The organism is Peribacillus sp. P4_C12 (genome assembly GCF_056402095.1).
This window is the reverse complement of the sequence record NZ_JBFUIB010001174.1, coordinates 1-579: the sequence shown is the minus strand read 5'-3', so window position 1 is coordinate 579 and position 579 is coordinate 1. Positions and strand designations below refer to the sequence as shown.

Below are 579 nucleotides of genomic sequence, written 5' to 3'. Positions count from 1 at the left end.
ATTCAAAAGAATGAAGTCATAATGCTGAAAGGCCATAACGTTCAGTATGGGGCGCCGGTAGAAACCATGATTTACCTGGGTGGAGGAAAATTGGTTGAAGTAGGGTATGCAAATGAAGGGAAGGCAGAGCATATTGCGGATGCCATTAATGAAAATACAGCGGCCATTTTATTCGTAAAATCACATCATGCTGTTCAAAAAAATATGATTTCAGTTGAAGAAGCCTGGAAAGTGGCCAAAGCGAATAACGTACCACTAATCGTTGATGCTGCGGCGGAAGAAGATTTGAAAAAATATGTAAAGGTTTCGGATTTAGCCATTTATAGCGGATCTAAAGCGATTGAGGGTCCGACATCAGGTATCGTTGCTGGGAAGAAAAAATATATCGAATGGTTAAAGGTTCAATTACACTGTATCGGACGGAGTATGAAGGTCGGTAAGGAAACAACATTTGGATTGCTTCAGGCATTGGATGAGTATTTTATCAAAACAGACAATAGTGAAAAAGAAAAAGCTAGTTTACAAGTTCTCACATCACTTGAATCAATTGACGGTGTAAAAGTAGTGATTGTACAGGAT

General features: G+C 39.0%; 1 protein-coding gene. It reads left to right on the top strand.

Going from position 1 to position 579, the window contains the following annotated elements:
* A partial coding sequence (locus tag AC1DUW_RS31995) for a beta-eliminating lyase-related protein (RefSeq protein ID WP_477644602.1) occupies positions 1-579 on the top strand: 579 nt, incomplete at both ends.